Below are 23,038 nucleotides of genomic sequence, written 5' to 3'. Positions count from 1 at the left end.
GATAAAACTCTGCCGCTATCTAGCGAATTGCCTAGATAGCGGCAGATTCTCAGGACGAGGGGTGGGGCGCCAAGGCGCGGGCCCAGATCTCGCGGAGGGCGATGGCGACGAGGACGATCGGCAGGGCGGGGAGGACGGCGGAGGTGCCGCGGCCGCCGCAGCCGGTCGGATTTACCGACCAGAGCACGATGGCCGCGACGAACGGGGTGCCGACGGTCATCAGGCCCGGGGCGAGGCGGCCGACCGCGGCCGCTTCCACCGCGGCGGCGATGATCAGGACCAGGAAGGCTACGACCGCGATCGGGCCGGCCATGCAGAAGCCGTCGGAGGGGAGGTAGTCGGCGTATCCGCGGGGCAGGTCGACGTCGCCGGTCCAGCTGAAATCGGCGCTGCCCGGCCACAGGGTCGCGACGACGAAGACCCACCAGCACGCGTGGCCGGTGACATGGACGAACCGGAACAATCGGTCTCGTGTCACCGGGTCAACTTTAGTCGTGGACTATCTAGGGGTTTCTATTGTTTTTGATAGATACAAGTAGATATTCATGAGGTGCAAGTTGCCGAGGCGGGGGAGGATCCGTCGGCAGGCTGTATAGATCAGCGGAGACAGTTGGACAACTTGTGCATAACGCCTGGTGTGGGGGGTTAACGCCGGGGGCATCCATTCCGACAACCGGGCAAGAAGGCGCACTCTTCAGGAGGACGTCATGTCCACGCTCAACTCTCGCGCGGCCGATTTCGACGGCCGCCACATCACCGTCACGGCGGATGACGGCGTGCCGCTCGCGGTTCGCGAGTTCGGCGCCACCGATGCCCCGGTCACCGTGGTGTTCGTGCACGGACACTGTCTGCGCGCGGAATCGTGGGCGTTCATGCGCGGGCATCTGATGGAGACCTGGGGCGAGGACACCCACATGGTGTTCTACGACCATCGCGGACACGGGGATTCGGGCAATGCGGACCCCTCGACCTACACCATCGAGCAGCTGGCCAAGGATCTGGACGCGGTGTTGCGGGCCGTGGTGCCGACCGGACCCGTTGTGCTGGTGGGGCATTCGATGGGCGCCATGACGGTGCTGGCGTACGCGCGGCTGCACCCGATGGCCATCGGCACCCGGATCGTGGGCGTCGGCCTGATCTCCAGCGCCGCCAATGGCGTGACCCGGGTGGGGCTGGGACGGCTGCTGAGCCCGCCCGCGGTGAGCTCGCTGCGCGCTGCGGTGAAGCGCGCGCCGCGGGCCATGCAGGCCTCGAAGCATCTGAGCCGCAGGATCTTCGAGCCGATCATGCGTGACGCCACCCTGGGCACCCGGAAGGTGAGTCCGCGCATGCTGGCGGTGGCGACGGCCATGCTCAACGACACCTCGCTGCTGACCATGGCCAGCTTCCTGGAGTCGTTGATCCAGTTCGACGAGTCCGCGACCCTGCACCGGCTGGGCGAGATTCCGGTGCTGGTGCTGGCCGGGTCCGCGGACATCATGATCCCGTTCGCGCATTCGGTGGTGCTGGCCTCCCAGGTCGCCGATGCCGAGCTGGTGCGCCTGGACGGGGCCGGGCACAGCGTGATCCTGGAGCGGGCCGAGGAGGTGGCCGCGGCGGTGGTCGGGCTGGTGGCGCGCGCGACCGCGGCGATGCGCGCCGAGAACCCGGATTTCGGCCCGGACGGCGGGCCCGAGTACGCCATCGCGGGGTAGCCGGAAGCCGCTCGGCGACGGCCCGATTCGTGGATCTGAAACGTGTCAGACCCCGATTCGAGCCCTCTCGACAGGCCCTCGACCAGCAAATATCCATCGCGGACGAGACGAATCCCGCATGATCACGTACTGTGTTGTAGATCACGATGTGTGGTCTGTCACACAGGTCGAGGAGGTTTTCGATGACACGCAGCGAGATTGCGGAACTCCGCTACGCGGTTGGCCAGCTCCGCCAGTGCGTGGGCGCGCTGCGCTCGCACTACGGAGACGCGGGCACCGTCCGCCGGCTGGAGAACGATCTGGAGCGGCTCAGCATCGATGCCGACGAGTTCGAGCAGACCCCGCCCCCGGAGTCCCCGGCCGCGAAGCAGGAGACCATCTACGTCCCGGACGCCAAGCACGACGAGGCGGCCTGGATGGGCGCGCAGGACGAGGGCCTCGGCTTCCACTCCCGTCCCCGCACCAAGTAGCCGAACCGTCGTTTCGAACAGCAGCTGAGCCACCTCGACAATGGCGTCGGGGCTCGGTGATTCGGCCAGCGCGTCGGGTGAGCTCAGTTGCCGCTGTAGCGCGCCGATGAGCCGCGCATGGGGATCAGTCAGGGGCGGTGACGACCTCGACCGGAGCGCCGGCCGCCCGCGCCACGGAAGCGCGCACCGCGCGGCGTCTCGGAAACCGGTGTTCGATCCGGTGATTCGAAGATCGCCGCCAGGGCGGTGTCGGGGCCCGCGGGGGTGACCGCCAGGCCGAGTCCGCCTTCCCGGCGAGCCAATTCGTACAGCATGGTGGTGACCATGCGCAGGCCCGCGGCGCCGCCCGGCTCGCCCAGGGCGATCGACCCGCCGTGCACATTCAGGCGGCCGTCCGCGGGGTCCGCGATACCGCCCGCGTGTTCCGCCGACCCACCGGCGTGTTCCGTCAGGCCCAGCACGCGGGCCAGCGCCAGAACCTCGACGGCGGACGATTCCTCGACCTCCAGCAAGGCCAGATCGGACAATTCGAATCCATTGCGCCACAGGGTCTTCGCGATCGCGCCGGTGGCGGCCGGAGCGGTGGCGTCGGCGGGCGCGGCGGCGCTGGCCCAGTCCATCAGGTAGGCCAGGGGTTCCAGGCCCAGGTCGGCGAGGCGGTCCTCGGCGACCACCAGGCAGGCCGAGGCGGCGAGGCCACGGGTGCTGCTGTTGGCGGCGGTGGTCACCCCGCCGGGGCGGAACGGGGGCAGGGCGGCGAAGGCGCGGTGCGAGACATCGTCGCGCAGGCCCTCGTCGCGGTCGACCAGACGCACCACCTCGGAGTTCGGGTCGTCCGGTCGGGCACACACGACCGTCGGCGCGATCTCGGCTCCGAAGACGCCCTGCCGGTGAGCGCGGGCCGCGCGGCGGTGGCTGACCGCGGCGAAGTCGTCGGCGGCGGTCCGGTCCAGGCCGTGGTGGCGGGCCAGCTGTTCGGTCCGCACCGAATCCGCTTGTCCGCGTGCCGGTTCCGTGGCCCACAGCGCGATCTGCTCGTCGGTGCTGGGGCCGGCGTCCGGAGCTCCGGGCCCGGCGGCGGGCGTCCGGACGCTGGCGAATTGCGCGGCAAACGACGGTGCGGCACAAGGATATTCGGCCCCCACGGCCAGCACCACGCCCGCCGCGCCGGACCGCACCATCATGGTGGCGGTGATCAGGGCACGCAGGCCGCTGCCAGGTCCGGATCCGACGGTGAATTCGCCGAGCTCGGGGGACAGCCCGCAGCGTGGCAGCGCGGGGCGGATGACGCCGGGGTCGGGCACGGCGGTGACCAGCTGTTCCACCCGGAGCGGGTCGATGCCAGACCGGCCGAGCACCGCCCCAATAGCCGTGCCGACCAGACGGTTCGGCGGCACCGCGGCGAGCGCGCCGCCGGGCAGGCCCACCGGTGTGCGCATCGGCATGACGATGGCGGCACGTCTCATCATCGGCTCCCTTCCAGCCCTCATCAGGGGGACAGGCCACCACACCCTTGTTGCTGCCGTGTGACGGTGTGTAACCGGCGAAAACAACCCTCCGGAGCTGCGCAGTCACGCCACGGCCAATCCCGGTGACAGCCCGCCGAGTTCGCGCGATTGCCGTTTGTTCACTACACGAACGAAACGCGAAAGTTCGCAGGAAATGTGGCGCAAATCACTGGATCACGAAATAGCTGATGCGAGCTCGAGTAATAGCACTCCTGTCGTAGGGTGCTCACCATCACATTCGATGCCGGAGGTAACGATGACGTTCCACGGGGTAGAGCAGCGAGGCAGGCCGCAGTGAGCGCCGCACCAGTCAAGGCTTCTGAATCGAGTACCGGGGTTTTCAGCAGGGGTCGGGCCGCCATCGCGGCACGCACACTGCGCACCGACCGGTGGTGGTTGCCGCCGGCATTGACGGTGCTCGGACTGGGGGCGTTCGTCGTCTACGCGACCGTCAGATCCTTTGTGCGGACCGCGTATTGGGTGAACGACTTCCACTATCTGACACCGTTCTATTCGCCCTGCCTGAGCGCTTCGTGCGTCGAGGGCTCGAGCCACTTCGGCACCCCGATCGGCCACCTGCCCATGTGGATTCCGCTGGGCTTCCTGGTGCTGCCGTTCCTGCTGCTGTTCCGGCTCACCTGTTACTACTACCGCAAGGCCTACTACCGGTCGGTGTGGATGTCCCCGCCGGCCTGCGCGGTGGCCGAGCCGCACGCCGAATATTCTGGGGAGACCAAGCTTCCGCTGATCATCCAGAACGCACACCGCTACTTCTTCTACGTCGCGGTGATCATCTCGGTGATCAACACCTACGACGCGGTGATCTCCTTCCACGCCAAGGACGGTGGCTTCGGCATCGGCCTGGGCACGGCGATCATCACCGGGAACGCCCTGCTGCTGTGGGCGTACACGCTGTCGTGCCACTCCTGCCGGCACATCGCGGGCGGGCGGCTCAAGCACTTCTCGCAGCACCCGGTGCGCTACCGCTTCTGGACCGTGGTGTCGAAGCTGAACACCCGGCACATGCAGTTGGCCTGGACCACGCTGGGCACGCTGGTCCTCACCGATTTCTACGTCATGCTGGTCGCGAGCGGAACCATCTCCGATCCTCGCCTCATCGGCTGACAGTCCTCTATTCCTCAGTCTCCCAGGAGTATTCGGTTCCATGCCTGAAGTCGAGCGGCACAAGTACGACGTCGTCGTGATCGGTGCCGGCGGTGCCGGTCTGCGTGCGGTGATCGAGGCCCGCGAACACGGGTTGTCGGTGGCGGTGGTCTGCAAGTCCCTGTTCGGGAAGGCGCACACCGTCATGGCCGAGGGCGGCTGCGCGGCCGCCATGGGCAATGCCAACGAGAAGGACAGCTGGCAGGTCCATTTCAAGGACACCATGCGCGGTGGGAAATTCCTCAACAACTGGCGCATGGCCGAACTCCACGCCCAGGAGGCGCCCGACCGGGTGTGGGAGCTGGAAACCTATGGGGCGCTGTTCGATCGAACCCCGGACGGGCGGATCAGCCAGCGCAACTTCGGCGGCCACACCTATCCGCGGCTGGCGCACGTCGGTGACCGCACCGGCCTCGAGATCATCCGCACCATGCAGCAGAAGATCGTCTCGCTGCAACAGGAGGATTTCGCGCAGACCGGCGACTACGAGGCGCGGATCAAGATCTTTGCCGAGTGCACCATCACCGAACTGCTCAAGGACGGCGACAAGATCTCCGGGGCCTTCGGCTACTGGCGGGAATCGGGCCGCTTCATCCTGTTCGAGACGCCCGCGGTGGTCATCGCCACCGGAGGCGTCGGCAAGTCCTACAAGGTGACCTCGAACTCCTGGGAGTACACCGGCGACGGCCACGCGCTCGCGCTGCGCGCCGGGGCCTCGCTGATCAATATGGAGTTCCTGCAGTTCCATCCGACCGGCATGGTCTGGCCGCCCTCGGTGAAGGGCATCCTGGTCACCGAGGGTGTGCGCGGCGACGGCGGGGTGCTCAAGAACTCCGACGGCAAGCGGTTCATGTTCGACTACATCCCGCCGGTGTTCAAGGGGCAGTACGCCGAGAGCATCGAGGAGGCGGACCAGTGGTTGAAGGACAACGACTCCGCCCGCCGCACCCCGGACCTGCTGCCCCGTGACGAGGTGGCGCGTGCCATCAACGAAGAGGTGAAGGCGGGACGCGGCACCGAACACGGCGGCGTGTACCTCGACATCGCCTCGCGGCTGCCCGCCGACCAGATCATCAAGCGGCTGCCGTCCATGCACCACCAGTTCAAGGAGCTGGCGGACGTGGACATCACGAAGGAGCCGATGGAGGTCGGGCCGACCTGCCACTACGTCATGGGCGGCATCGAGGTCGACCCAGACACCCAGGCGGCGAAGGTGCCGGGCCTGTTCGCGGCCGGGGAGTGCGCGGGCGGCCTGCACGGATCCAACCGGCTCGGCGGCAACTCGCTGTCGGACCTGCTGGTGTTCGGCCGTCGCGCCGGACTGGGCGCGGCCACCTACGTGGAGCAGCTGGCCGCACGGCCCAAGATCTCCGACACCGATATCGCCGCGGCCGCGAAAGCGGCGGTGACGCCGTTCGATCCGCCGGACGAGGGCCGGGGGGAGAACCCCTACACCCTGCACATGGACCTGCAGCAGACCATGAACGACCTGGTCGGCATCATCCGCAAGGAACACGAGCTGAAGCAGGCCGTGGAGAAGCTCTCCGAACTGCGCGACCGCTACGACCACGTCACCGTGGAGGGGCACCGGCAGTTCAACCCGGGCTGGCACCTGGCCATCGACCTGCGAAACATGCTGCTGATCAGCGAATGCGTCGCGCAGGCGGCGTTGTTGCGCACCGAGAGCCGCGGCGGTCACACCCGCGATGACCACCCGGGCATGGATCCGGTGTGGCGGAATCAGTTGCTGGTCTGCACGATCGGCGAGGACGAGGTCGGCTTCTCGGTGCCCGCGGTCACCGTCACCTCCGAGGCCCAGATCCCAATGCGCGCCGAGCTGCTGCGGCTGTTCGACCTGGCCGAACTCGAAAAGTATTACACCCCCGCCGATCTCGCGGAGCTGCGGGACGACGCCGGAAAGGCGGAATAGCCATGGGTTATCAGGCGAAGTTCAAGGTGTGGCGCGGCGATACCGAGGGCGGCGGCCTGCACGACTTCACCGTGGAGGTGAACGAGGGCGAGGTGGTGCTCGACATCATCCACCGCCTGCAGGCCACCCAGGCCCCGGATCTGGCGGTGCGCTGGAACTGCAAGGCGGGCAAGTGCGGTTCCTGCTCGGCCGAGGTGAACGGCCGGCCGCGGCTGCTGTGCATGACCCGGATGTCGACGTTCACCGAGGACGAAGTGGTGACGGTGACGCCGATGCGCACCTTCCCCGTCATTCGCGACCTGGTCACGGATGTGTCGTTCAATTATCGGAAGGCGCGCGAGGTCCCGTCGTTCACACCGCCGGTGGATCTGAAGCCGGGCGATTACCGGATGCAGCAGGCCGACGTGGAACGGTCACAGGAATTCCGCAAGTGCATCGAGTGCTTCCTGTGCCAGAACACCTGTCACGTGGTGCGCGATCACGAGGACAACAAGCACGCATTCTCCGGCCCGCGTTACCTGATGCGTATTGCGGAACTCGAAATGCATCCTCTCGATGTGGCGGATCGCCGTGATCTGGCGCAAGAGGACGCCGGGCTGGGCTACTGCAATATCACGAAGTGCTGCACCGAGGTGTGCCCCGAGCACATCAAGATCACCGACAATGCGCTGATACCACTCAAGGAACGCGTGGTGGACCGGAAATACGATCCGATCGTCTGGCTGGGAAACAAACTGTTCCGTCGCTGACGATCACCACAGAAAATTTGCCACCGGGGCCCCGCGCACCAGCGCGGGGCCCCGGATTCCCAGCGCTGAGAGTTGATCACGAAACGGCAGCCGTTCAGCAACGAAACCATGTTTACGCGCGTTAAAACATGGGTATCCAACTATTCGTGGACCGAGGACTGAAGAATGCACGTCCCCGGTACCGCAAATTGGGTCCTGACGACTGGGTCGAACGGCTGATCGTAGGGATGCTCTTCGCGGTATCGGCGATGGGCGTATACATACTGACCGGCGCTTTGATGCCTTCGGTCGCGATCGGTGTGCTGGTGGCCGCCGTCGCGATCGGAGTAGTCGCGATTCTCTGAGTGTGATCGTGAACGACTGATGCCGAGGTGTGCGGGCAATGGAGCCCGCGCACCTCGTTCAGTTTCTCAGCGCTCGCGAATCGTCCGCCGCACGTGAATCACCTGTCGAAGCGACCGTTTTCGAGGCCGGCGGTGAACGACGACCACTCCGCGGCGCCGAACACCAGCGCCGGCCCCTGCGGATTCTTGCTGTCCCGCACGCCGACCCGGCCCGCGGGCAGGAACGCCACTTCGACGCATTCCTTACCGGCCCCGCTGCGGCTGCTCTTGAACCAGCGGGCCCCGGAAAGCTCCACACTCATGCCGAATACTCCTTCGCCACCTGCCGCAGCAGGCTTCTGCTGTCCTGAACGTCCAACGCGCAGCGTTCCAGCCCCGCCTGGGCCCGGCGATAACGCTGAACGTCGCCCTGTCTCTCGAGATACAGATCGCCGGTGAACCCCTCCACGTAGACCACCGGGGGCTCCACCGGCTGCCCCTTGCCGTCGGATCCGAACTCCAGGATCACGAACGGGCCGGTCGAAAGTCCCAGGGGGACACCGGCGGCGAAGGGCAGAATGCGCAGGACGACATTGGACCGGGTACTCAGTTCCGCCAAGTGCCGCACCTGCGCCGCCATCACCCTTGCACCTCCCACCAGGCGGCGCAATACCGATTCGTGCAACACCATGGCGATCGCGGCCGGGCGCATGCGCCGGGTGATCATGGCCTGGCGCTGCATGCGCAGCTGAACGCGCCGATCCACCTCGGCCGCCGTCTCTTCCGGGTATCCGAGCCGGTTCAGGGCCCTTGCGTAGTCGGAGGTCTGCAGCAGGCCCGGCACCAGTTCCGATTGGTAGCAGGACAACTGCTGCGCGGATGCCTCCAAACCCACGTAGACGTCGAAGTTCTCGGGAATCAGGTCGCCGTAGGAGTGCCACCAGCTCTTGACGGCCGCCTGCTGCGCCAAACCCTTGAGTCCGTCGGCGATTTGGGCGGGGATCCCGTAGATCCGGCACAGCTCCTGGATGTCGATGGTGCGGATGCGGTCCGCGTTGCCCTTCTCCAGCCGCTGCAGGGTGCTGGCGCCCCACTCCATCAGCTTGGCGGCCTCGGCGATGGTCAATCCTGCCTGGATACGCCAGTCCCGTAGGTAGCGGCCGAGCTGGCGGCGCGGCAGGGTGGATGACGCGGGACCTTCTGACACAACACGCTCCATTCGCGTTCGCGGGCATGGATCGGGGGACGCGAGGTTCGTCCACTATGGAGAATCGTCCTCTCCCAAGTGGATTCGCTGCTGGGAATTCGCGCAATTTTGCGTTCTCCTTGTCGAAATTCGCCCGCTTGGCGTCTGCTCGTGGTGTGCTAGATATGTGCCCGGAGCGGTGTAGCTAGGCCCCTTTCCTTTCCTGAACCTCCGGGCACTTCAGGAACCAGCGGGAACGAGGAGTGGTCTGGACATGCAACTGACGTCCCTCAATTTGCACATCGCCGTTTTGTCGCGCTGCCGCCGGGATCCGGGGGTGATGACCGCCGAACAGGCCCACGCAGCAATGCAATTGCACCTCGATTGCACCGTGCAGACCTGCAAGGTGCGTCGACGAGCCCGGGCCACCCTGGTGGAGGAGGGACGGTGCGTGCTCGACGAGCGCGCGTTGCCATGACGTCCATCGAACCAGCGCACTCGGGCTTCGACCGGGTCGTGTATCGGCTGTTGTGGCTGGTGCTCGACACCCGTTCCACGCGCCATCGCACCCGGAAGTTTTCGCGGTCCGGGACATACCGGGGAATGCCCCCGGCCGCGATAAACGCTGCGGCACAGCGCTTTCGAACGCCCCGCGCCTAACCTCCGGGCGACGGCGGCGTGGTCCCCACCGCGTGCAGCAGCGCGGTTCGGCCCGTTCGTTCCACAGACGGCGAGCGGGCCGAACCGCACCCATCCTTCGGCGTGACGCTTACCCTGGAATCCATCGCACTTGCGCCCGGGGTGGAGGGGAACACCGTTGTTGGCCTTCGAAGAGCCGGATATTCCGGTATGTCGGACTGCGTCGCTGGCGGATCTGGACGCCATTCGAGCGCTCGAGGTGGTCGAGTTCGAACATCTCGCGTATCCGTATTTCGTTCTGCGGCAATTGTTCGAATTACACGGAGCAAACTGGACGGTTGCTGAAGATGCGGGGGAGGTGTGCGGGTATGTCCTCACCGCCATCGACGGCGACGGCACGGCGTGGTTCCTCGGCTTCGCCGTGGCTTCCGCCTGCCGCGGCCGCGGTTTCGGCCGGGTCCTGCTGGAAGCCGCGCTGGCCCACTGCCGCAAGGTCCACGCCGAACAGGTCTACGTGACCGTGAAGCCGGGCAATCGCACCGCCTATCACCTGTACAAGGAGGTCGGGTTCGCCTGGGCGGACCACGAGCCCACCTACTTCGGGGCCGATGAGCCCCGAGATGTGCTGGTGCACAGGATCTACCATTGATCATGCTCGAGAGAAACGCGCCGTCGTCACCCTTCGTGGCCGATATGAGCATGCGGATCGAGCGCCACGCCGACGCCTACGGCGAGAGCATCACCGAATTCCTCTCCCAGCCACACGGATTGCGGCGGCGCGCCACCGAGCAACCCCTGCTGGATCTGTTCACCCGGCACACCGAGGCGGTGGTCGCCACCTACGATCCGCCCGGAATCCGCCGGGCCGGCGACAGTCTCGTCTTCGGCCACATCTACGCGCCCGCGCTGCTCCGCCCGGCCGGGCCGGATCCGCAGGCCGTGCCGGTCAACCAGCTGCTCGCGGCGCTCATCGCCGCGGAGGTCGAGTTCCGGGGCCCGCTCCGGCTGAGCCGCACCCAGAATCGGCTGCTCGCCGAGGCGTACGAACGTCTGGGACGTCCGCTCGTCCAGGCCGGACTGCCCGGACACGCCGCCCTGGCCTATCGGCGCGCGGGCAGTCTGTATCGCATCGACGAGGACACCGACGCCGAGGACCGCTGCGGGCTCGCGCTGGCCCGGGCCCGGCGGCAGGCGCAGCCGCAGGCCTGGAGGCGGCTCGGCGGCCTGGTCCCGGATCTGGTCTGCGGCTACGGGTATCGGCCGTTCCGGATGCTGTGGTTCGTGGTGTTCCAGCTCCTGGTCTTCACCGGCGCGGTGGCGTTGCGCGCGGAGCAGCCGGTGGCCGTGACCGTGTACCAGGTGCTGATGAACTACCTGAACCCGCTCGGTATCGGCGACACCGATCACCTGCGGGTGGGCGGCCGGGCGGTGTTCGTCACCGAGGCGTACACCGGTGCGGTCACCATGTCGGTGTTCTTCGCCCTGCTGGTGCGCCGCTGGTTCCGGCTCTGAGCACCGCCATCACCACTGCACGGTGCTGATCTTGGAGCTGCGCAGCGCTTCCAGGGTGGCCACCGCCAGCCGGTCGCGCAGGTGCCCGACCTGCGCGGTCCACTGCCGGGTGAAACCGGGATCGGATTCCAGCCGGGTCCACAGTTCGCGCAGCCGGGGCGGGGTGTGCGCACCCGGCATCCACAGGTGCACCAATTGTTCGAGCAGCGGAGCCAGTTCGCCTGTGGGATCGCGTTCGAGCACGGGACGATTCGCGTCCGACAACGCGGCGGCGAGGGTGGACAGCAGCCAGTCGTGGACGGCGAGGTCTTCGCAGAAGCGCTGCACCCCGGCCAGGTCCCGGACAGTCGGCACCATGATCCGGACAGACCGGGTGTTCTCGTCCTCCAGCCGGAAGGCGAACAGCGTCCGCCCCCGCGCGCTCCCATCCACCGGCGGCGCGACGCGCGCGGCCCAGCGCAGCCGAGTCGCCCCGGAGTGCACCGGCGGATCCTGGTCCAGCCGCGGATCGGTGCGCACCCGGGTGAGTAGCCGTTCGCTGATCGAGCCGAGGTCGAGGGTGGTGGCGCTGGACGCCTCCAGGAAGCCCTCGGTGAGGTCGACCGCCGTGGCGGTGTCGTCGCCGATGCGGTGCACCAGTTCGACGGTCCCGGCCCGGCTCAGATAGTGCGACCAGGGCCGCCGGTTCTGATTGGCCGCCCGCACCACACTGGAGCAGGCCGAACTCTGGATCACCCGGCCGCCGACCAGTACGGCGTGCGCGGCCACCGTGCCGATGGCCCGGCTGTCGGACCGCGACACCGTCGCCAGTCGGCAGTCCACGCCCACCGGTGTGGTCGGCGAGATGGCCAGCGCCAGTGGTCGTTCCCGCATCAGCACCCGCTGCCCGGGCAGCAGCGAGAGCAGCGCCGACGCTTCCCGCGCCGCCAGACCCCCCGCATTCGGCAGCAGCGCGGTGCGCACCTCCCCCAGCAGGACCAGCGGATCGCTCATACGGCGGCCACCTCAGACGTCACCGAGGAACAGGTGGTTCAACCGGCGGGTGGCCTGACGCGGCACCGCGACCGGAATCCGTTCGCCCGCACCGCGTTCGGCGAGCTTGGCGTGCACATCGTCGTCGAGTTGCAGGTGGTCCAGGATCACCCGCACCGCGTGCTCGATACCCAGGTAGCTGTAGGGCAACACCGACAGCGCCCGATAGGCGGCGAACGGTTTGGCCTGCGGATTCAGCTGCACCACCGCGGGCAGCCGCGACCACTCCTCGGGCCACGGGTCGCCCCACGCCACCGGGGCGGCCACCATGGCGCCCTCGTCGCGAATCATCCCCAGCCGCAACAACTGCCAGATGGAGGCGAGGAACGGGCAGGACCAGAGGATGCGCTCCACCTGCTGTCCGGCCACCTCCTCGAGCCGGCGACTCCACAGCTGGACGTCCAGGAAAATGGAGTGGTTGCGGGCCCCGAACTCCTCCGGTGGCCGGTACCGCGCGATCCGCATGGCCTGTCCGGCATCGTATTCCGAGGAGCGGCGGCCGTTGCACAGCCAGCCGGATTCGACGGTGGGCGGGCGGCGTCCGGTGCTGTCGCGTTCGGGTTCGGCGACGATGCGCGCCGCCATCATCTCGGCCAGCCGCACCGGTTCGCCCACGGGTTCACCGTCCAGGAACGCCGGCACCTCCGCGCACCCGGCCTCACGGGCCAGGTAGTCGATGCGGACCTCGCATTCCTCCGCGGCGGTCAGCAGTTTCTCGAGCACGTGCCGGGGGTCGGCGACGCGGCGGGCGTCGCGGCCGCGGCCCGGGGTGCGGCCCCAGAAGTAGTCGTCGACCAGGAAGCAGGTGCTGACCCGCGCGCCCGGGCCGAATTCCTTTTCGGCGGCCGCGATCTGGGTCTCGACGATGGGCGCGACCTTGCGCAGTTGCGCGCGGATCCGGTCGACGCCGTTCACCAGCTCGTCCATGTAGAAGTGCCCGACCTCGATGGACAGGTGCGAGAGCGGCTGCCCGGCCACGCGGTTGCGTTCGCCGGCCTCGCTGTAATCGGTCGCGGAGCTCATCTGCGTATCTCCACCTGTTCCCAGACGGCGTCGTTCATGAGTTTCTCGGTGAGCGTGCGGAACGCGTCCACGGTCTCGGCATTGGCGACGTGGGCGGCGACATCCACATCCAGGATCACCTGCTCCCGGCATTGCAGCATCGGTTCCACCGGGGTCTGGCCCAGTATCCCGCTCGGACCCATCCCGTGCCGGTTGGCCGCGCGGGTCAGGGTGTTGTGTTGTTCCTGCAGCCAGGCAGCCTGGGCCGGACGCAGCCCGGCGGTGCGGTTCAGTTCGGGTACCGCGATGCGGACGAAGCGCAGCGAGTTCAGCAGTCCGGTGCGGTCGTGTCCCCACGCCTCCCCGGTGGCCAGCACCCCGTGGTCGTCGTGCACCAGGCCGCGGGCGGCGGCGATGTGCTGGCGGGTCCAGCGATGGAAGATGAGCCACCGGCACACCGCGCGCGACAACTGCGACTGCTTGGTCGCGCTGAGCGCGAGCGCCAGGGCGATGGAGCGGCCCGCGCTCAGATCCACGAAGGTGACGTCGAATTCCTGCTCGCAGGTGGCGAACAGAGCGGCGCAGCGGTCGATCATGCGCTCGTCGAGGGTGGTGAACTCGGAGCCGCCGAGATCACCGGGGAACAGCACCAGGCGGCCCGAGGGATGCCGGGACCGGCTCAGTTCCATCCGGTCGGTCTCCGAGCGCACGCTCAGCCGGGCGGGGGAGCCGTTCTCGTTGAGCAGGTACGCGTGCAGGCCGGTGCCGTCACGCACCCCGTTGTCGATGCGGCTGATCTCGAAAGTCCCGCCCGCGGTGGGCGATCCGAAATCGAAGTCCAGATAGGCGACCTTGTGGCCCTTCATGCTCAGCCAGTACGCCATATTGCAGCTGGTGACCGAGCGGCCGGTGCCGCCCTTGTCGGACGCGGAGAACACGAGCACGGTCATTCGCTCCTGGTGGCGTCGAGCCGGGCATAGGCGAGTTCGTCCAGCTCCAGGAGAGCCTGCGAGGCCAGACTGACGGCGGTGCCCGGGCGCTCGTCGATGAGTGTGCGGGCCCGTTCCAAGCGTTGCTCGGCCAGCGCCAATGCGGTACGGCCCGCGGTGATGTCGGTTTCGCTGAGCTCCAGTATCTCCCGGTTGAGCAGGTGTTCGGCCTCGGTGAGCAGCTCCATCGCGCGGGTCGCCGAGTTCGGCGCGCGCAGTGGCGGTTCCCGGTACATGCGGGCGGCGGTCACCATGCACTCGACCACACGCTCGGTGAGATACCAGGACGGCAGATGCGAATCGCTGCCGCCGAAGATGCGGCTGGGGTCGTCCCAGAGGCCGGTGGCCGGTCCCTCACGGAAGGCGCGCTGATCGAGGTGGTCCATGGTGGCCTGGGCCAGCGCCATCAGCTGATCCCGGGTCTCGATGGTGCCGGAGAGCCGCGCCGCCTGCAGGGTGCGCTTCAAAAGCACCGTGGCGTAATCGGATACGGTCCACAGCAGCAGCGGGCCGTCCAGCTCCTCGCTGCCCAGCAGGCGCAGGCTCACGCCCGGGGTGTGCATGGTGCGGGCCGGGTCCCCGGCGGTGAAGCGGCGGATGATGCGGCCGCGGCGGGCCAGTTCGTCGAAGATGGTGGCGGCGCGATCCAGGTCGTCGTCATTGGCCTCGCGGTTGAGCAGATCCTGCATGAGGACCGCGGACACGATGAGACTGAAGTAGTCGGACTCCTCGCCGTCGGAGGTGCGCCACGGAATGTCCTCCAGCGGCCAGCGGCCATTGCCGAAGCGGGCCACCGCCGCCCAGTAGCGCTGAGCCAGATCCCAGCGCAGCTGCAGCGCCTCGGCCAGACGCCGCTGCTCGGGATCGAGCAGGTCGAGTTCGCGGGTGCGCTGCGAGGTGAGGTCGTTGATGCCGTCCAGCGCCACCACGGTGAAATGCAGGTAGGGGCGGGCGACGGCGTGGCCCGGCTGCTGCGCGACGGGCAGGTCGACGAAGTCGATGTCGGCGGCCTTGCGCACGATGGCCCAGCTCCAGCCGCATTCGAACAGCATGTCCGAGCTGTCCAGGTCGACGCCCTCGATCTGGCTCAGCGTGGCGTCGTTGCGTAGTCGGATCCGGACCCGGTCCAGGCGGTCCCGCACCGCCCGTACCACCGTGTCGGTGGAACCGCCCGTCTGATTCAGCATCGACAGCATGGCCTGCCCCGCCGGGGACTTGGGCGTCACCGTGTTCACCACGAAACTGCGGATCAGCCCCACCATCGCGGCGGTCAGGCGGGTATTGATGTGCGCGTCGAGGCGGTCGATGCGGGGGCCCAGGTCGATGGCGGTCCGGTTTCGCCGGCCCACCGCCAGCGCCGACACCGGACCGCTGAAGCCGCGCAGGAACTTCAGGGCGGCCAGGCACAGGGTCAGCGACATCGAATAGGAGTCGACGACTTCGAGCGCGTGCTGGTCCGAGGTCGGCTCGGCGCCGTCGGAGGAGGCCAGATAGCTGCCCGCGGCGAAGTTCGGCAGTTCCTTGCCGGTATCCGGATCGTGGTCGGTGTGCCGTTCGACGTACTGCTCGAGCAGCCACACCACCCGCTCGCCGATCCGCAGGCCGTCATCGCCCAGTGGGGACAGCACCGCGAGGATGTCGTCGGCGATCTCGTCGGGCGTCTCCAGGCCGAATCCGTCGATCTCGGTGGCCGGATACAACAGGCACAGCAGCTGTTCGGCGTCGCTGATGGAGTTGGAGCCGTTGCGGCCGCCCCAGACCCAGGCCCCGTCCTGGTAGCACGCGGTCAGCAGCGACCGCCAGACTCCGAGGATCTGTTCCCGTGGCTTGATTCTCATCGACGCCGTCCCCTGCCCTGTCGTGGCCAGCCTCGCCGTCATCGCGATGTACGAGCGCGGCACAAACTATCATGCGCCGACGCCGCGCACCGGGTGGAAAGCCGGCTCGAAATCGCGTCGCGCACAGCGCAATATCGGACATCACACAATATCGGGCAAGTCGGGCGTGGGACGGCGCGCGCACCCGCGCCGGGCCGGTAGCGTCGCCCATCATGGACCGGACGGCCCGCCGCGCCACAGCCGGCACCAGGCACGCCGCGGTCGGCTACGCGCTGCTGCTGCCCAGTCTGCTCGGGGTCGGCTGCTTCCTGTTGCTGCCGATCGCGGTGGTGCTGTGGCTGAGCCTGCACAGCTGGAATCTGCTGGGGCCCACCCGATTCACCGGCTGGGACAACTGGCGATCCGTCCTCACCGACCGGCAATTCGGACATTCCATCCTGGTGACACTGGTGTTGACGGCGCTGGTGGTGCCGGTGCAGACGGTCTTGGGGTTCGCGGTGGCGGCGCTGCTGGCACGACGCGGGCGGGCCGGAACCGTGCTGCGGGTGGTGTATGCGCTGCCGTGGATGTGCGCGCCCGTGGCGGTAGGCGTGGTGTGGCAGTGGATCTTCGCGCCGACCGGCGGGGCGCTGAACGCCGTCCTGGGGCATCGGGTGGAGTGGTTGAGCTCGCCGAGCCTGGCGCTGCCCGCCGTGGCAGCGGTCATCGTGTGGATGAATGTCGGATATGTGGCTTTGTTTTTCGTGGCCGGGATCCGGGCCATACCGCCCGAGATCCTCGACGCGGGGGCCTTGGACGGAGCCGTCGGGTGGCGGCGGGTGCGTTGGCTGATCCTGCCGTTATTGCGGCCGACCATGTTCTTCGTGCTGGTCACCGGGGTGCTCAGCGTGTTCCAGACCTTCGATGCGGTGTACGCGCTGACCAAGGGCGGGCCGGGGCACCACACGGATGTCGTTGCCATGCGGATCTATTCGGAGGCGTTCGACGCCGCGCATCCGGGGCGGGCGGCGGTCATGGCGGTGGTGGTGTTCGCGGTGATGTTCGTGATCACGGTGGCGCAGCACCGGTACTTCCGGAATCGGACCAGCTATGAGTACTGACCGGCGGACGGCGGCGCGGGCGGTCGCCGCGTACGGGGTGTTGATTCTCGGGGCGCTGCTGACGGTCGCGCCGCTGGTGTTGAGCGCCATGACGGCGTTCAAGACACCCAAGCAGTTCGCGGCCGAATCCGCCATGGCCACACCGGATCCAGTGACTGTGGATAACTTCCGCACAGTGCTGGATCAGGGGCTGGGCCGGGCTGTCGCGGTCACCGCGCTGATGACGGTGTGCATAACCTGTGGACAACTCGTGACGTCGATCATGGCGGCATATGCGTTCGCACGCACCAGGTTTCCCGGACGGGACGTGCTGTTCTGGGTATACCTCGGGACCATGATGGTGCCCAGCGCGGTCACCCTCGTGCCGCTGTACCTCATGTTCGCGAAACTGGGGTGGCTCAACACCTTCTGGGCGCTGGTGCTGCCGTTCCTGTTCGGGTCGCCGTACGCGATCTTCCTGCTGCGCCAGTACTTCCTGGCCATCCCGGGGGAGATCATCGACGCGGCGCGGGTCGACGGCGCGAACACCCTCGACATCCTGTTCGGCGTGGTGGTGCCGATGAGCAGGCCCATTCTGGCCACCCTCACCGTCATCACGGTGGTCTCGCAGTGGAACAGCTTCATGTGGCCGTTGGTCGCCGCGTCCGGGGCGAAGTGGCAGGTGCTGACGGTGGCGACGGCGAACATGCAGACCCGGTACAACGCGCAGTGGACGCTGATCATGGCCGCCACCACGCTCGCGATCGCGCCGCTGGTGCTGCTGTTCGTGGTCTTCCAGCGGCAGGTGCTGCGGTCCATCGCGGTGACCGGACTCAAATGAGGAGCCTCCACGTGAAGGACTCGACCCGGGCGGTCCTCGGAATCATCGTGGTCGCGGTACTGCTGGTGGCCGCGGCGCTGTGGCTCGGGCGAGATGCGGAGAGCGGCGGGCGGACGGTGGTGCGGCTGCGGATCTGGGATCAGAGTTTCGTCACCGCCTACCGGGCCTCGCTGGATGATTTCCAGCGCGCCAACCCGGATGTCGAGGTGCGAATCACGCTGGTGCCGTGGGCGTCCTACGCGCAGAAGCTACGGCTGGACGTGGCGGGCGGGATCGCCGACGACCTGTTCTGGACCAACCTCTACGAGGACTACGCCGACGGCGGACACCTGATGGATATCGGCGCGACGCTCGGACCGGAGGCCGCGCGCGGTTGGGATCCCCAGGCCGTCACCCAGTTCACCCGGAACGGGACGCTCTGGGCGGTACCGCAATTCGTGGACGGCGGTAGCGCGGTCTACGTCAATCGGGACCTGCTCGGGCAGGCCGGGGTCGATCCGGGTGAACTGGCCGGACTGCGGTGGAATCCGGATCCCGGGCAGGACACCTTCCGGCCGGTCCTGCGGCGGCTGGCCGCGGTCTCCACATGGCCGTACAACGCCGCCAACGACTTTCAATCGATCGCGCTGCCGTATCTGGGCTCGGCGGGCGGGCAGCTCCAGCGGGACGGGCGGTTCGCGTTCGACTCTCCGCAGGGGCGCGACGCCTACGGATACACCGTGGGTCTGGTGGCCGACCGGCTGTCACCATCGGCCGCCGACACCAATACCAGCGGCGACTTCGCCAAGAACGCCTTCTTGCAGGGCCGGATGGCCTTGTTCCAGTCCGGCACCTTCAATCTGGCCACCATCGCACGGAATGCCGGATTCCCTTGGGGATTGGCCATGATTCCCGAGGGACCGGCCGGTCGGGTCAGCGCCAACAATGCCATCGGGGTCGCGGGCAATGCCGCCACCGCACATCCGGACGCGGTGCGGCGCGTACTGGCATGGCTGGGCAGCGCGGCCGGCAACCGCTACCTCGGCCTGGACGGGAACACGATTCCGGCGGTGGTGTCGGAGCAGCAGGTGTATCGCGACTACTGGGCGCGGCGCGGTGTGGACGTGTCGCCGTTCTTCGACGTGCTGCGCGGCCGGACGATCAGCGCCGGTGGTGGGCCCGGATTCCCGGTCGCGCTGCAGGCGATCACGCCCATCTTCGACGAGATGTACCTGGGCCGAATCCCGGTGCCCGAAGCCCTGACCCGCGCGCAGCGGGCGGCGGACACCGCCGCCGAACAGCGGTGATCGGCGTTCAGATGCGGCTGTGATCGGTATAGGGCGTGCGCGGACCGAACTTCGGCTTGTGCGCGAAACCGGCCAGTCCGAGCAGCCGCACCGCCCGATACCGGTGCGGGCGTAGCGGTTCCAGGTATTCGACCATGGCGTCGTCGTCGATCGGCTCACCCAGCAGAGTCCAGCCGACCATGGCGGCCAGATGGAAATCGCCCACCGACAGGGCGTCCGGATCGCCGAAGGCGCGCTGCGCGATCTCGGCGGCCGTCCAGATCCCGATCCCCGGCACGGTACGCAGCCGGTGCGCGGCGTCGGCGTGACCCAGGGTGGCGGCCTGCTCCAGCTTCGGCGCCATCCGGGCCGCCAGCACAATGGTTTTCGAGCGCTGCGGCCCGACATTGGCGCGGTGGTAGACCCACGACGGGATATGCCGCCAGGTCTCGGCGTCCGGCATCACCCGCAGACCGGCGGGGGCCGGTCCGGGCGCGGGAGTCCCGTAGCGCCACACCAGTTTCCGCCAGGAGTCATGGGCGGTCCTGGTGTGCACCTTCTGCTCCAGCACCGCGGGAACCAGCGCCTCCCACACCAGACCCGTGCGCAGCATGCGCAGGCCCGGATTGCGGCGGTGTGCCTCGACGATCTTGGGATGTTCGGGAGTGAAGTCGCTGACGTCCTCGTCCAGGCACAGCATGCGCGGCAGCTGCGCGAGGAATTCCTCGCTGCCCGGGCCCCAGGCGCGGGCGTCGACGGTGTGCCGGTCGCGCTGACGCAACCGGTAGGTGACCTCGCCGGACGGCATCCGCGAGGCGTGCCAGTGCGAGCCGTCGGGCGTTTCGCGGTGGCAGGGGTCGCCGAATCCGCGGCGCAGCGGGGAGATGGTGGCGGCCAGATCCAGCGGCCGGTCCGAGCTCAGCGTCCGGCTGTGCTCCGCGGCGACAGCCACCGGCCCGCGAGCGGGCTGGGCGGACGGCGGGGAAGTCACCGCGTCATTCTAGGGACGCCTCACCGGTCCAACAGGAACTGGGCGAGATGGCGGGAGGAACGCCCGGTCAGCTGCGCGGCCTGGGTCCGGCAGGAGAAGCCGTCCGCGAGCAGGATCGCGTTCGCGGGCGCGGTGCGCAGGGCCGGGAGCAGGCCGCGCTCGGCGACCGCGACCGAGACGTCGTAGTGGCCGCGCTGCATGCCGAAGTTGCCCGCGAGTCCGCAGCAGCCGATGACCTCGATCACCCGCGCGCCGGTGCGGTCCAGGATCCTGCGGTCGGCGGCGAATCCGAACACGGCGTGCTGGTGGCAGTGCGGCTGCACCAGCACCGTGCGGCCGGAGCGGTCCGGGGGCTGCCAGCCGGGCTGGGTCTCCAGGAACTCGGCGAGGGTGTGCACCGCGGCCGCGACGGCGGTGGCGCGCGGGTCGTCCGGGAGCAGGCGAGGGAGGTCGTCACGGAGGGCGGCGGTGCAGGACGGCTCCATGCCGACGACCACGCCGCCGGATCGGACGTGGGCGTCGAGCGCGTCGACGGTGGCGCGCAGTCGCTGTCGCGCGCCGTCCAGTTGGCCGGTGCTGATCCAGGTCAGGCCGCAGCAGACGCGCCGGTCCGGGATGTGCACGTGATGGCCGAGCGATTCGATCAATTCGACCGTGGCGGTGGCGATCTCGGGATCGAAAGCGTCGGTGAAGGTATCCGTCCACAGCAGCACGCCCGGCCCGTCCTGCGGAGGCGCCGAAGGACGCCAAGTCCGGCGGAAGCTCTTCTTCGCGAGTGCGGGCACCGTGCGGCGGGAATCCATTCCGGCCGCCCGCAATCCGAGTCCGCGCAGCGGACCGGCACCGCTGAGCGCGTTGACCAGACCCGGCAATCGCGACGCCGCTGCCAGCCAGCGCGGCAGCTGACCGAGGGTGTAGTGATCGATCGGCCGGGGCCTGCCCCGATAGCGGCGGTACAGCGTCTCCGACTTGTAGGTGGCCATGTCGATGCCGGCCGGACACTCGGAATGGCAGGCCTTGCAGGACAGACACAGGTCCAAGGACTCCGCGACGGCCTCCGACCGCCAATCCAGCTCGCCCCTGACGACATCCTGGAGAACTCGGGCGCGGCCCCGGGTGCTGTCCTTCTCGTCGGCGGTCGCCAGATAGGACGGACACATGACGCCGCCGGGAGTGTCCGCGCGGCACTTGCCGATACCGACACAGCGGTGCACCGCGGCGGCCAGATCACCGTCGGCGGGGAAGGCGAATCCACCCGTGGTGGGCACCGGGCGCAGACCCGCCAGGCGTAGGTCGGCGTCGAGCGGGCGGGGATGAACGAGGACACCGGGATTCAGGACCGCGTCCGGATCGAACAGCGCCTTGAAGCCCGCGAAGGCGTCGAGCGCGTCCTGGGAGTACATGAGCCGCAACAGATCCGAACGGGCGCGGCCGTCGCCGTGCTCACCCGACAGCGAGCCGCCGAACCCCACCACCTGCCGGGCCGCGTCCTCGAGGAAGGCGCGGAAGCGTTGCGGCGCATCGGCTATCGGCAGATCCAGGCGCACGTGGACGCAACCGTCGCCGAAATGGCCGTACAACAGGCCGTCCACGCCGTGCTCACGGGTGAGCCGCTCGAAGTCGCGCAGGTAATCCCCCAGGCGGGCGGGCGGCACCGCGGCGTCCTCCCAGCCGGGCCAGGCCGGATGACCGTCCGGGGTGCGTCCGGCCAGGCCCGCGCCATCGGCTCGGATGCCCCACAGTGCGCCAGCCACGGCCGCGTCGGTCACCAGCCGGGAGTCGAGGGCGTGGGCGGACGCGCGCAATTCCTCAGCCTTCTCGCGCGCCTGTTCCGTTGTGTCACCGTCGATTTCGATCAGGAGCCAGCCGCGGCCACGCGGCAGTTCGGGCACCGCGCCCCGGTGCACACGCACCACATCGACCAGGCGAGCATCCATACCTTCCACGGCGATCGGCCCGGCGGCCATGATCGTGGCGATATCGTCGGCGGCCGTGGGCATGTCCGGGTAGCCGAGCACGACCAATACCGTCGCCGCGGGCACCGGGACCAGATCGACGGTCGCGTCGAGCAGAAGTCCACAGGTTCCCTCGGTGCCGACGAAGGCCTTGGCCGCCGACGAACCGCGTTCCGGCAGCAGATGTTCCAGCGCGTATCCGGATGCCTGCCGTTCGAATCTGCCGAGTTCGGTGCGAATCAAGGCCAGGTGTGCCCGGGTGAATTCGGGCAGCCCAGCGAGTACCGACGGATCGGCGCCGAGGGTGCGCTCCACGCCGCGCCCGTCGAGAATCCGCAACTCCCGCACCGTATCCGAGGTCCTGCCCCAGGCCACGGCGTGCGGGCCGCAGGCATTGTTGCCGATCATCCCGCCCAGCGTGCACCGGTTCTGGGTGGAGGGATCCGGGCCGAACCGCAGCCCGTGCGCCCCCGCCCGCCGCTGCAACGCGGCCAGCACCACGCCCGGCTGCACGCGGGCGATCCGCCGGTCGGGGTCGAGCTCGAGGATCCCGGTCAGGTGGCGGCTGAAGTCGAGGACCAGACCCGGTCCGATGGCATTGCCCGCGACCGAGGTGCCCGCCCCGCGCGCGGTCACCGACAGTCCCTCGGCCCGGGCGATATCGAGGGCGGCCATGACATCGGCCGCGTCGCGCGGAAACACGACGGCCGCCGGTGGCACCCGATAGTTCGACGCGTCCGAGGCGTACTCAGCCCGCCGGCGCGGTCCGGTGTCGACCTCGCCGGTGATCGACCCGCGTAATGCCCGCTCCCACGCCGCGCTCACGTCCCGACCTCGCTTCACGGGTCCAACCCTAGGCGGGTTTCGCTGC

General features: G+C 68.4%; 22 protein-coding genes. 12 read left to right on the top strand and 10 right to left on the bottom strand.

Going from position 1 to position 23,038, the window contains the following annotated elements:
- Nucleotides 1-49: 49 nt before the first annotated feature.
- Nucleotides 50-478, bottom strand: coding sequence for a hypothetical protein (locus ACFYTS_RS16415; protein ID WP_387304924.1), 429 nt, complete (start codon nt 476-478; stop codon nt 50-52).
- A gap of 229 nt (nt 479-707) precedes the next feature.
- On the opposite strand from ACFYTS_RS16415, the gene ACFYTS_RS16410 reads away from it, so the two are divergent.
- Nucleotides 708-1,694: an alpha/beta hydrolase gene (locus tag ACFYTS_RS16410; RefSeq protein WP_357274722.1), complete on the top strand. Its 987-nt coding sequence runs from the start codon at nt 708-710 to the stop codon at nt 1,692-1,694.
- 182 nt (nt 1,695-1,876) lie between these two features.
- On the top strand, nt 1,877-2,164 hold the full coding sequence (locus ACFYTS_RS16405; protein WP_357098825.1) for a hypothetical protein: 288 nt from the start codon (nt 1,877-1,879) through the stop codon (nt 2,162-2,164).
- Between the two features lie 128 nt (nt 2,165-2,292).
- On the opposite strand, the gene ACFYTS_RS16400 is transcribed toward ACFYTS_RS16405, so the two are convergent.
- Nucleotides 2,293-3,630 (bottom strand): acetyl-CoA acetyltransferase, encoded by a 1,338-nt coding sequence (locus ACFYTS_RS16400; protein WP_357274724.1) that lies wholly within the window; start codon nt 3,628-3,630, stop codon nt 2,293-2,295.
- Nucleotides 3,631-3,966: 336 nt separating this feature from the next.
- Between ACFYTS_RS16400 and ACFYTS_RS16395 the strand changes: the two genes are divergently transcribed.
- From ACFYTS_RS16395 to ACFYTS_RS16380, 4 genes are all read left to right on the top strand, one after another.
- Complete coding sequence (locus ACFYTS_RS16395) at nt 3,967-4,797, top strand: hypothetical protein (RefSeq protein ID WP_387304920.1); 831 nt, start codon at nt 3,967-3,969, stop codon at nt 4,795-4,797.
- A 40-nt stretch (nt 4,798-4,837) separates the two neighbouring features.
- Nucleotides 4,838-6,766 (top strand): fumarate reductase/succinate dehydrogenase flavoprotein subunit, encoded by a 1,929-nt coding sequence (locus ACFYTS_RS16390; protein WP_357274728.1) that lies wholly within the window; start codon nt 4,838-4,840, stop codon nt 6,764-6,766.
- A gap of 2 nt (nt 6,767-6,768) precedes the next feature.
- Nucleotides 6,769-7,515 (top strand): succinate dehydrogenase/fumarate reductase iron-sulfur subunit, encoded by a 747-nt coding sequence (locus ACFYTS_RS16385; RefSeq protein WP_357274730.1) that lies wholly within the window; start codon nt 6,769-6,771, stop codon nt 7,513-7,515.
- Between the two features lie 146 nt (nt 7,516-7,661).
- On the top strand, nt 7,662-7,859 hold the full coding sequence (locus ACFYTS_RS16380; RefSeq protein WP_357274732.1) for a hypothetical protein: 198 nt from the start codon (nt 7,662-7,664) through the stop codon (nt 7,857-7,859).
- 98 nt (nt 7,860-7,957) lie between these two features.
- On the opposite strand, the gene ACFYTS_RS16375 is transcribed toward ACFYTS_RS16380, so the two are convergent.
- Together ACFYTS_RS16375 and ACFYTS_RS16370 are read right to left on the bottom strand one after the other, a co-directional pair.
- The gene (locus ACFYTS_RS16375) at nt 7,958-8,161 is read right to left on the bottom strand and encodes a DUF397 domain-containing protein (RefSeq protein ID WP_357088699.1); all 204 of its coding nucleotides are present in this window, start codon (nt 8,159-8,161) and stop codon (nt 7,958-7,960) included.
- Nucleotides 8,158-9,045: a helix-turn-helix transcriptional regulator gene (locus tag ACFYTS_RS16370; protein WP_357274736.1), complete on the bottom strand. Its 888-nt coding sequence runs from the start codon at nt 9,043-9,045 to the stop codon at nt 8,158-8,160. The genes ACFYTS_RS16375 and ACFYTS_RS16370 overlap by 4 nt, the downstream gene beginning before the upstream one ends.
- 253 nt (nt 9,046-9,298) lie before the next feature.
- Between ACFYTS_RS16370 and ACFYTS_RS16365 the strand changes: the two genes are divergently transcribed.
- The 3 genes from ACFYTS_RS16365 (at nt 9,299) to ACFYTS_RS16355 (ending at nt 11,175) form a co-directional block, all read left to right on the top strand.
- On the top strand, nt 9,299-9,502 hold the full coding sequence (locus ACFYTS_RS16365) for a hypothetical protein (protein WP_357088694.1): 204 nt from the start codon (nt 9,299-9,301) through the stop codon (nt 9,500-9,502).
- Between the two features lie 339 nt (nt 9,503-9,841).
- Complete coding sequence (locus ACFYTS_RS16360) at nt 9,842-10,312, top strand: GNAT family N-acetyltransferase (protein ID WP_357274739.1); 471 nt, start codon at nt 9,842-9,844, stop codon at nt 10,310-10,312.
- A 2-nt stretch (nt 10,313-10,314) separates the two neighbouring features.
- Nucleotides 10,315-11,175, top strand: coding sequence for a hypothetical protein (locus ACFYTS_RS16355; protein ID WP_387304914.1), 861 nt, complete (start codon nt 10,315-10,317; stop codon nt 11,173-11,175).
- A 9-nt stretch (nt 11,176-11,184) separates the two neighbouring features.
- On the opposite strand, the gene ACFYTS_RS16350 is transcribed toward ACFYTS_RS16355, so the two are convergent.
- Genes ACFYTS_RS16350 through ACFYTS_RS16335 form a run of 4 tightly spaced genes read right to left on the bottom strand, consistent with a single transcriptional unit; the run spans nt 11,185 to nt 16,036 of the window.
- On the bottom strand, nt 11,185-12,168 hold the full coding sequence (locus ACFYTS_RS16350) for an SCO2521 family protein (protein WP_387304911.1): 984 nt from the start codon (nt 12,166-12,168) through the stop codon (nt 11,185-11,187).
- A 12-nt stretch (nt 12,169-12,180) separates the two neighbouring features.
- Entirely contained in the window at nt 12,181-13,230 is a 1,050-nt protein-coding gene (locus ACFYTS_RS16345; RefSeq protein ID WP_357274745.1) for an SCO2522 family protein, read from the bottom strand.
- Nucleotides 13,227-14,159 (bottom strand): SCO2523 family variant P-loop protein, encoded by a 933-nt coding sequence (locus ACFYTS_RS16340; RefSeq protein WP_357274747.1) that lies wholly within the window; start codon nt 14,157-14,159, stop codon nt 13,227-13,229. The genes ACFYTS_RS16345 and ACFYTS_RS16340 overlap by 4 nt, the downstream gene beginning before the upstream one ends.
- Nucleotides 14,156-16,036 (bottom strand): SCO2524 family protein, encoded by a 1,881-nt coding sequence (locus ACFYTS_RS16335; RefSeq protein WP_387304909.1) that lies wholly within the window; start codon nt 16,034-16,036, stop codon nt 14,156-14,158. Before ACFYTS_RS16335 ends, ACFYTS_RS16340 begins: the two co-directional genes overlap by 4 nt.
- Before the next feature lie 212 nt (nt 16,037-16,248).
- Between ACFYTS_RS16335 and ACFYTS_RS16330 the strand changes: the two genes are divergently transcribed.
- The 3 genes from ACFYTS_RS16330 to ACFYTS_RS16320 are packed head-to-tail and all read left to right on the top strand — an operon-like array spanning nt 16,249 to nt 19,242.
- On the top strand, nt 16,249-17,136 hold the full coding sequence (locus tag ACFYTS_RS16330) for a carbohydrate ABC transporter permease (protein WP_387304906.1): 888 nt from the start codon (nt 16,249-16,251) through the stop codon (nt 17,134-17,136).
- The gene (locus ACFYTS_RS16325) at nt 17,126-17,956 is read left to right on the top strand and encodes a carbohydrate ABC transporter permease (RefSeq protein ID WP_357274754.1); all 831 of its coding nucleotides are present in this window, start codon (nt 17,126-17,128) and stop codon (nt 17,954-17,956) included. Before ACFYTS_RS16330 ends, ACFYTS_RS16325 begins: the two co-directional genes overlap by 11 nt.
- Before the next feature lie 11 nt (nt 17,957-17,967).
- Nucleotides 17,968-19,242, top strand: a complete 1,275-nt coding sequence (locus tag ACFYTS_RS16320) for an ABC transporter substrate-binding protein (RefSeq protein WP_387304903.1) — start codon at nt 17,968-17,970, stop codon at nt 19,240-19,242.
- A 7-nt stretch (nt 19,243-19,249) separates the two neighbouring features.
- Here the strand turns inward: ACFYTS_RS16320 and ACFYTS_RS16315 are convergent, their stop codons facing one another.
- The gene (locus tag ACFYTS_RS16315) at nt 19,250-20,173 is read right to left on the bottom strand and encodes a DNA-3-methyladenine glycosylase family protein (RefSeq protein WP_387305160.1); all 924 of its coding nucleotides are present in this window, start codon (nt 20,171-20,173) and stop codon (nt 19,250-19,252) included.
- 59 nt (nt 20,174-20,232) lie between these two features.
- Nucleotides 20,233-23,010, bottom strand: coding sequence for an FAD-binding and (Fe-S)-binding domain-containing protein (locus ACFYTS_RS16310; protein WP_387304901.1), 2,778 nt, complete (start codon nt 23,008-23,010; stop codon nt 20,233-20,235).
- Nucleotides 23,011-23,038: the final 28 nt, after the last annotated feature.

It is taken from the genome of Nocardia sp. NPDC004151 (genome assembly GCF_042874235.1).
Taxonomy (GTDB): Bacteria; Actinomycetota; Actinomycetes; order Mycobacteriales; family Mycobacteriaceae; genus Nocardia.
This window is presented reverse-complemented; position numbering and strand designations above follow the sequence as displayed.

Excerpts from the sequence above, each read along its gene's own strand:
- ACFYTS_RS16410 (WP_357274722.1), top strand. The coding sequence starts at position 708 with ATGTCCACGCTCAACTCTCGCGCGGCCGATTTCGACGGCCGCCACATC.
- ACFYTS_RS16405 (WP_357098825.1), top strand. The coding sequence starts at position 1,877 with ATGACACGCAGCGAGATTGCGGAACTCCGCTACGCGGTTGGCCAGCTC.
- ACFYTS_RS16400 (WP_357274724.1), bottom strand. The coding sequence starts at position 3,630 with ATGAGACGTGCCGCCATCGTCATGCCGATGCGCACACCGGTGGGCCTG.
- ACFYTS_RS16390 (WP_357274728.1), top strand. The coding sequence starts at position 4,838 with ATGCCTGAAGTCGAGCGGCACAAGTACGACGTCGTCGTGATCGGTGCC.
- ACFYTS_RS16385 (WP_357274730.1), top strand. The coding sequence starts at position 6,769 with ATGGGTTATCAGGCGAAGTTCAAGGTGTGGCGCGGCGATACCGAGGGC.
- ACFYTS_RS16375 (WP_357088699.1), bottom strand. The coding sequence starts at position 8,161 with ATGAGTGTGGAGCTTTCCGGGGCCCGCTGGTTCAAGAGCAGCCGCAGC.
- ACFYTS_RS16365 (WP_357088694.1), top strand. The coding sequence starts at position 9,299 with ATGCAACTGACGTCCCTCAATTTGCACATCGCCGTTTTGTCGCGCTGC.
- ACFYTS_RS16355 (WP_387304914.1), top strand. The coding sequence starts at position 10,315 with ATGCTCGAGAGAAACGCGCCGTCGTCACCCTTCGTGGCCGATATGAGC.
- ACFYTS_RS16350 (WP_387304911.1), bottom strand. The coding sequence starts at position 12,168 with ATGAGCGATCCGCTGGTCCTGCTGGGGGAGGTGCGCACCGCGCTGCTG.
- ACFYTS_RS16345 (WP_357274745.1), bottom strand. The coding sequence starts at position 13,230 with ATGAGCTCCGCGACCGATTACAGCGAGGCCGGCGAACGCAACCGCGTG.
- ACFYTS_RS16340 (WP_357274747.1), bottom strand. The coding sequence starts at position 14,159 with ATGACCGTGCTCGTGTTCTCCGCGTCCGACAAGGGCGGCACCGGCCGC.
- ACFYTS_RS16335 (WP_387304909.1), bottom strand. The coding sequence starts at position 16,036 with ATGAGAATCAAGCCACGGGAACAGATCCTCGGAGTCTGGCGGTCGCTG.
- ACFYTS_RS16330 (WP_387304906.1), top strand. The coding sequence starts at position 16,249 with ATGGACCGGACGGCCCGCCGCGCCACAGCCGGCACCAGGCACGCCGCG.
- ACFYTS_RS16325 (WP_357274754.1), top strand. The coding sequence starts at position 17,126 with ATGAGTACTGACCGGCGGACGGCGGCGCGGGCGGTCGCCGCGTACGGG.